Genomic DNA, 5545 nt, shown 5'->3' with positions numbered 1-5545 from the left:
ACTCTTTCTCCGACTTCCGTTCCGACGACGACGGCATCGTCGCCGCGGCCGACACAGAACGGACCGGGAACAGATCTCGCTCCGGCGTCCGTGACCTTCTCGGAAGGCGGCTAGAAGTACGAACGAACCCGGGCCCGGCAGCACGTGCTGCCGGGCCCGGGTTCGTTCGTGGAAGTGCCGTGATGCGTGGTCCGCGTGGGACGGGGTAGGTCAGGAGTCCATACCGTAGGGATCGACGGGCAGGGCCTCGTTCATGGACGCGTCCGCGTACCCGCGGCAGTAGTCCCAGGTGACGTAGGCGTCGGGAGAAGGGTCGAAGGCCGGCTCGTGCGGTCTGACGGTGCCGTCGACGAGCAACTGGAGCAGGTTGGCTCGCAGCATGTCCCAGTCGTGGTAGTGGTCCTGGTGGCAGTCCTCGCAGCACACCACGAGTCCGCGGACGCCGCGGGGAGCCAGCAGCGCCTCGTAGACGGCCAGGTCTGCGAGGTCCTCTTCCACCGCGAGTCGCTCCGCAGGATCCAGGGGCTGGCCCGGCTCGATCGCGTCCAGTGCTGCGGACGGATCGTCGGGGTCTCCTGCGAACGGGTCCGGTGGGAGTCCGGGAGGCAACTGATCACGCACGACTCCACGGTACGCAGACCGAGGGGGTCTGCGCCAGCGGTCGCCAGGGGACACGCCGTGAAATCACAGGACGTGATGTGACGAACATCGGGGAACAGGGTGGGAGCCGGGCTTGTTCCAGGAACAGATAACATGGACAGGTGCGTGCCGCTCTCCATCCGCCCGTCGGTGCGACGAGCGCGCACAGCCTTCATTCATTCCTGCTGCCGGACGGTTCTCCCGTCCGCTCCCATCGACTGTCACGGAGGGTCCGAACCGCATGAGTAGTACCGGAGGGCGCGTGCACACCGGCGGTGACGACCCGAACAAGGTCGCGATGCTGGGTCTGACCTTCGACGACGTGCTGCTGCTTCCCGCGGCTTCCGACGTCGTCCCGAGTCAGGTCGACACGTCGAGTCAGCTCACCCGTGAGATCCGTCTGCGGATCCCGCTGGTCAGCTCGGCAATGGACACCGTCACCGAGTCCCGCATGGCCATCGCGATGGCGCGGGCCGGCGGCATGGGTGTGCTGCACCGCAACATGCCGGCCGAGGTGCAGGCCGCGCAGGTCGAGACCGTCAAGAGGTCGGAGGCCGGCATGGTCACCGACCCGGTCACCTGCAAGCCGAGCGACACGCTGGCCGAGGTCGACGCGAAGTGCGCGCGATTCCGCATCTCGGGTCTGCCGGTGACCGACGACGCGGGCCAGCTCGTCGGCATCATCACCAACCGCGACATGCGGTTCGAGGTCGACCAGAACCGCCCGGTCGCCGAGGTCATGACGAAGGCCCCGCTCGTCACCGCCCGCGAGGGTGTCACCGCGGAGGCTGCGCTCGGTCTCCTGCGTCGCCACAAGATCGAGAAGCTGCCGATCGTGGACGGGCAGGGCAAGCTCACCGGTCTGATCACCGTCAAGGACTTCGTCAAGACCGAGCAGCACCCCAACGCCACGAAGGACCGCGACGGTCGTCTGCTCGTCGGTGCCGCCGTGGGTGTGGGCGACGACGCCTGGACCCGCGCCATGACGCTGGTCGACGCCGGTGTGGACGTGCTCGTCGTCGACAGCGCACACGGCCATTCGGTCGGCGTGCTGTCCATGATCTCCAAGCTCAAGAGCGAGGTCGGCGACCGCGTGCAGATCATCGGCGGCAATGTCGCCACCCGCGCGGGCACCGAAGCGCTCATCGGCGCGGGGGTGGACGCCGTCAAGGTGGGGATCGGTCCCGGCTCGATCTGCACGACCCGCGTCGTCGCCGGTGTCGGCGCTCCCCAGATCACGGCGATCCTCGAGGCGTCCGCCGTGGCCCGGGCCCACGGCGTGCCGGTCATCGCCGACGGCGGTATGCAGTTCTCCGGCGACGTCGCCAAGGCCCTGGCGGCCGGTGCGTCCACCGCGATGCTCGGTTCGCTGCTCGCCGGCACCACCGAGTCCCCGGGTGAGCTGATCCTGGTCAACGGCAAGCAGTTCAAGAGCTACCGCGGCATGGGTTCGCTCGGCGCGATGCAGAGCCGCGGCGAGGCCAAGTCCTACTCGAAGGACCGCTACTTCCAGGACGACGTGCTCTCCGAGGACAAGCTCGTGCCCGAGGGCATCGAAGGACGCGTGCCGTTCCGCGGCCCGCTGCAGCAGGTCACTCACCAGCTCATCGGCGGTCTGCGCGCAGCGATGGGCTACACCGGCGCGACGACGATCGAGCGGCTGCAGGAGGCGCAGTTCGTGCAGATCACCGCCGCCGGCCTCAAGGAGAGCCACCCGCACGACATCACGATCACCGCCGAGGCACCGAACTACGTGGTCCGGTAGTTTTCGCGTCCGCAGCAGGGTCCCGTTCCGAGTAGGACGGGAGCATCGTCCAAGAGGAGAAAGGGGCGCGCGTGCGCGACCTCGTTGAAATCGGCATGGGTCGCACGGCCCGACGTACGTACGAACTGGGTGACGTGGACATCGTCCCGTCGCGCCGGACGCGTTCGTCGAAGGAGGTGTCGACGGCCTGGCAGATCGACGCCTACCGTTTCGACATCCCGGTGCTGGCCCACCCCACCGATGCGCTGGTGTCGCCCACCTTCGCGATCGAGCTGGGCAAGGCCGGCGGTCTCGGCGTCATCAACGGTGAGGGCCTGTGGGGTCGTCATGCCGATGTCGACGCCGTCGTCTCCCGTCTCGCGGAGGTCGCGAGCACGGATCCGCGCGCGGCCGTCCGCTACCTGCAGGAACTGCACGCGGCTCCGCTGCAGGGCGATCTGCTGGCCGCCGCCGTCGCACAGGTGCGGGATGCGGGTGTCACCACCGCGGTCCGCGTCAGCCCGCAGAACGCGCGCGCGCTCACGCCCGAACTCGTGAAGGCGGGTATCGATCTCCTCGTCGTCCAGGGCACCATCATCTCGGCCGAGCACGTGGCCCACGGTGAGGACGAGCCGCTGAACCTCAAGACGTTCATCTCGGAGCTCGACGTGCCGGTCATCGCCGGTGGTGTCAGCGACCACCGCACCGCGCTGCACCTGATGCGCACGGGTGCGGCCGGTGTCATCGTCGGCTTCGGCTCCACGAAGCAGGCGACCACCACATCCTCCTCGCTCGGCATCGGCATCCCGATGGCCACCGCCATCGCCGACGCCGCTGCGGCCCGGCGCGACTACCTCGACGAGACCGGGGGACGCTACGTCCACGTGCTCGCCGACGGCGACATCGAAACCGCGGGCGACCTCGCGAAGGCCATCGCGTGCGGCGCCGACGCCGTCGTGCTCGGGGCACCGCTGGCCCTCGCCGAGGAGGCGGCCGGCCGGGGCTGGTACTGGCCGTCCGTGGCCGGACATCCGTCGATGCCGCGCGGTGCTGCCGTCCGGATCGCCCAGGACGAACGACCGGGCCTCGGCCGGGTGCTGTTCGGTCCGTCCGACGATCCGTCGGGCTCGCTCAATCTCGTCGGTGGTCTGCGTCGCTCGATGGCGAAGGCCGGATACTCGGACCTGAAGGAATTCCAGAAGGTCGGTCTGTCGGTCCGCGGCTAGAGCGGATTTTCTTCTCGGCACTTCCTGGTGGCCGGTCGCAGCGTCGGACGGCGCGGTGACCGGCCACCGGCGTTCGTGCAATTCTTTTCGTGCAACTTCCCGTAACGGGTAGAGTCGGGTCTGTGCCTGTAGTCACACCGCCGAGGTGCATACTGGCCGGTAACAACTCTCGTCGCTGGAGGTTCCATGGGTAGGCAACGGGTCACGGACTACGACGTCCTGATCGTCGGTTCGGGTTTCGGCGGGAGCGTCACGGCGTTGCGCCTCGTCGAAAAGGGCTACAAGGTCGGCGTTCTCGAGGCCGGTCGCCGCTACGCCGACGCCGACTTCGCGAAGACGAGCTGGGACCTGCGACGCTTCTTGTGGGCTCCGAAATTGGGCTGCTTCGGCATCCAGCGCGTCCACCTGCTGCGCGACTGCCTGATCCTCGCCGGCGCAGGCGTGGGCGGTGGGTCGCTGAACTACGCCAACACCCTCTACAAGCCCCCGATGCCGTTCTTCGAGGACCGTCAGTGGGCCCACATCACCGACTGGCACGACGAACTGAGCCCGTACTACGACCAGGCGAAGCGGATGCTCGGTGTGGTGCAGTACGGCCGGATGACCGACGCCGACAAGGTGATCAAGTCGGTGGCCGACGACATGGGTGTCGGCGACACCTTCATTCAGACGCCCGTGGGCGTGTTCTTCGGCGAACCCGGCCGCACAGTGGCCGACCCCTACTTCGGTGGCGCGGGCCCCGACCGCACCGGTTGCATCGAGTGCGGCGAGTGCATGACGGGATGCCGTCACGGCGCGAAGAACACCCTCGTGAAGAACTACCTGGGTCTCGCCGAGCGGGCGGGAGCCGAGATCCTCCCGTCGACCACCGTCACCGACCTCCGCCAGGCAGCCGACGGCACGTGGGACGTGATCACCGAACGTACCGGCGCCTGGGTCCGCAAGGGGCGGCGCACCTACACGGCCGCGCACGTCGTCCTCGCGGCCGGAACGTGGGGAACGCAGCATCTGCTGCATCATCTCAAGGACACCGGGGCGTTGCCCGAGCTCTCCGACAGGGTCGGCGAACTGACCCGCACCAACTCCGAATCCATCGTCGGCGCAGGCAAGATGAGTGTCGATCCCGATATGAACCTCACCGACGGGGTGGCCATCACCTCCTCGTTCCACCCGACGCCCGACACCCACATCGAACCGGTGCGTTACGGCAAGGGCTCCAACGCGATGGGGCTGCTGCAGACGCTCATGACCGACGGCGACGGGCGGACCCCGCGCTGGGTGAAGTTCCTCGGGGAGGTCGTGAGGAACCCGGTGAAGATGCTCCGGATGCTCTCGGTGCACCGGTGGAGCGAGCGCACCATCATCGCTCTGGTGATGCAGAACCTCGACAACTCCATCACCACCTACACGACCAAAGGTCTGTTCGGTCGGCGCAAGGTGACCAGCAAACAGGGGCACGGACAGCCGAACCCCACGTGGATCCCGGCCGGCAACGAGGCGACGCGCCGCATGGCCGAGAAGATCGACGGTGTCGCAGGCGGAACGTGGGGTGAGATCTTCAACATCCCGCTCACCGCGCACTTCCTCGGCGGCGCGGTGATCGGGTCCGATCCCGAACACGGGGTCATCGATCCCTACCAGCGCGTGTACGGCTATCCGACGCTGAGTGTCGTCGACGGCGCAGCGGTCTCCGCGAACCTCGGTGTGAACCCGTCGCTCACCATCGCGGCGCAAGCCGAACGCGTTGCGGCGTTGTGGCCCAACAAGGGTGAGGACGACCAGCGTCCCGCGCAGGGGCAGCCGTACCGTCGCGTCGCGCCGGTCGAACCGAAGAACCCCGTGGTGCCCGTCGACGCGCCCGGTGCGTTGCGTCTGCCGGTCGTCGGGATCACGCACAGCGGCGTCGCGTAGCGACCAGCAGAGAGACCGGATGAGC

The 5545-nt window shown here is 68.1% G+C and carries 4 protein-coding genes; 3 read left to right on the top strand and 1 reads right to left on the bottom strand.

Features of this window, described 5'->3' with window-relative positions; translation table 11 throughout:
• Positions 1-210: 210 nt before the first annotated feature.
• Positions 211-621, bottom strand: coding sequence for a DUF5319 domain-containing protein (locus tag R1101_RS0115350; RefSeq protein ID WP_016934277.1), 411 nt, complete (start codon positions 619-621; stop codon positions 211-213).
• 259 nt (positions 622-880) lie between these two features.
• On the opposite strand from R1101_RS0115350, the gene guaB reads away from it, so the two are divergent.
• The 3 genes from guaB to R1101_RS0115335 all read left to right on the top strand — a co-directional run bounded on the left by guaB (position 881) and on the right by R1101_RS0115335 (position 5520).
• Positions 881-2404: an IMP dehydrogenase gene (gene guaB, locus R1101_RS0115345; protein ID WP_026003319.1), complete on the top strand. Its 1524-nt coding sequence runs from the start codon at positions 881-883 to the stop codon at positions 2402-2404.
• A gap of 71 nt (positions 2405-2475) precedes the next feature.
• Positions 2476-3609 (top strand): GuaB3 family IMP dehydrogenase-related protein, encoded by a 1134-nt coding sequence (locus R1101_RS0115340; protein WP_016934275.1) that lies wholly within the window; start codon positions 2476-2478, stop codon positions 3607-3609.
• A gap of 186 nt (positions 3610-3795) precedes the next feature.
• Positions 3796-5520, top strand: coding sequence for an FAD-dependent oxidoreductase (locus R1101_RS0115335; RefSeq protein WP_016934274.1), 1725 nt, complete (start codon positions 3796-3798; stop codon positions 5518-5520).
• Positions 5521-5545: the final 25 nt, after the last annotated feature.

This window comes from Rhodococcus sp. R1101, from assembly GCF_000278445.1.
GTDB classification, from domain to species: Bacteria; Actinomycetota; Actinomycetes; order Mycobacteriales; family Mycobacteriaceae; genus Rhodococcus; species Rhodococcus gordoniae.
This window is presented reverse-complemented; position numbering and strand designations above follow the sequence as displayed.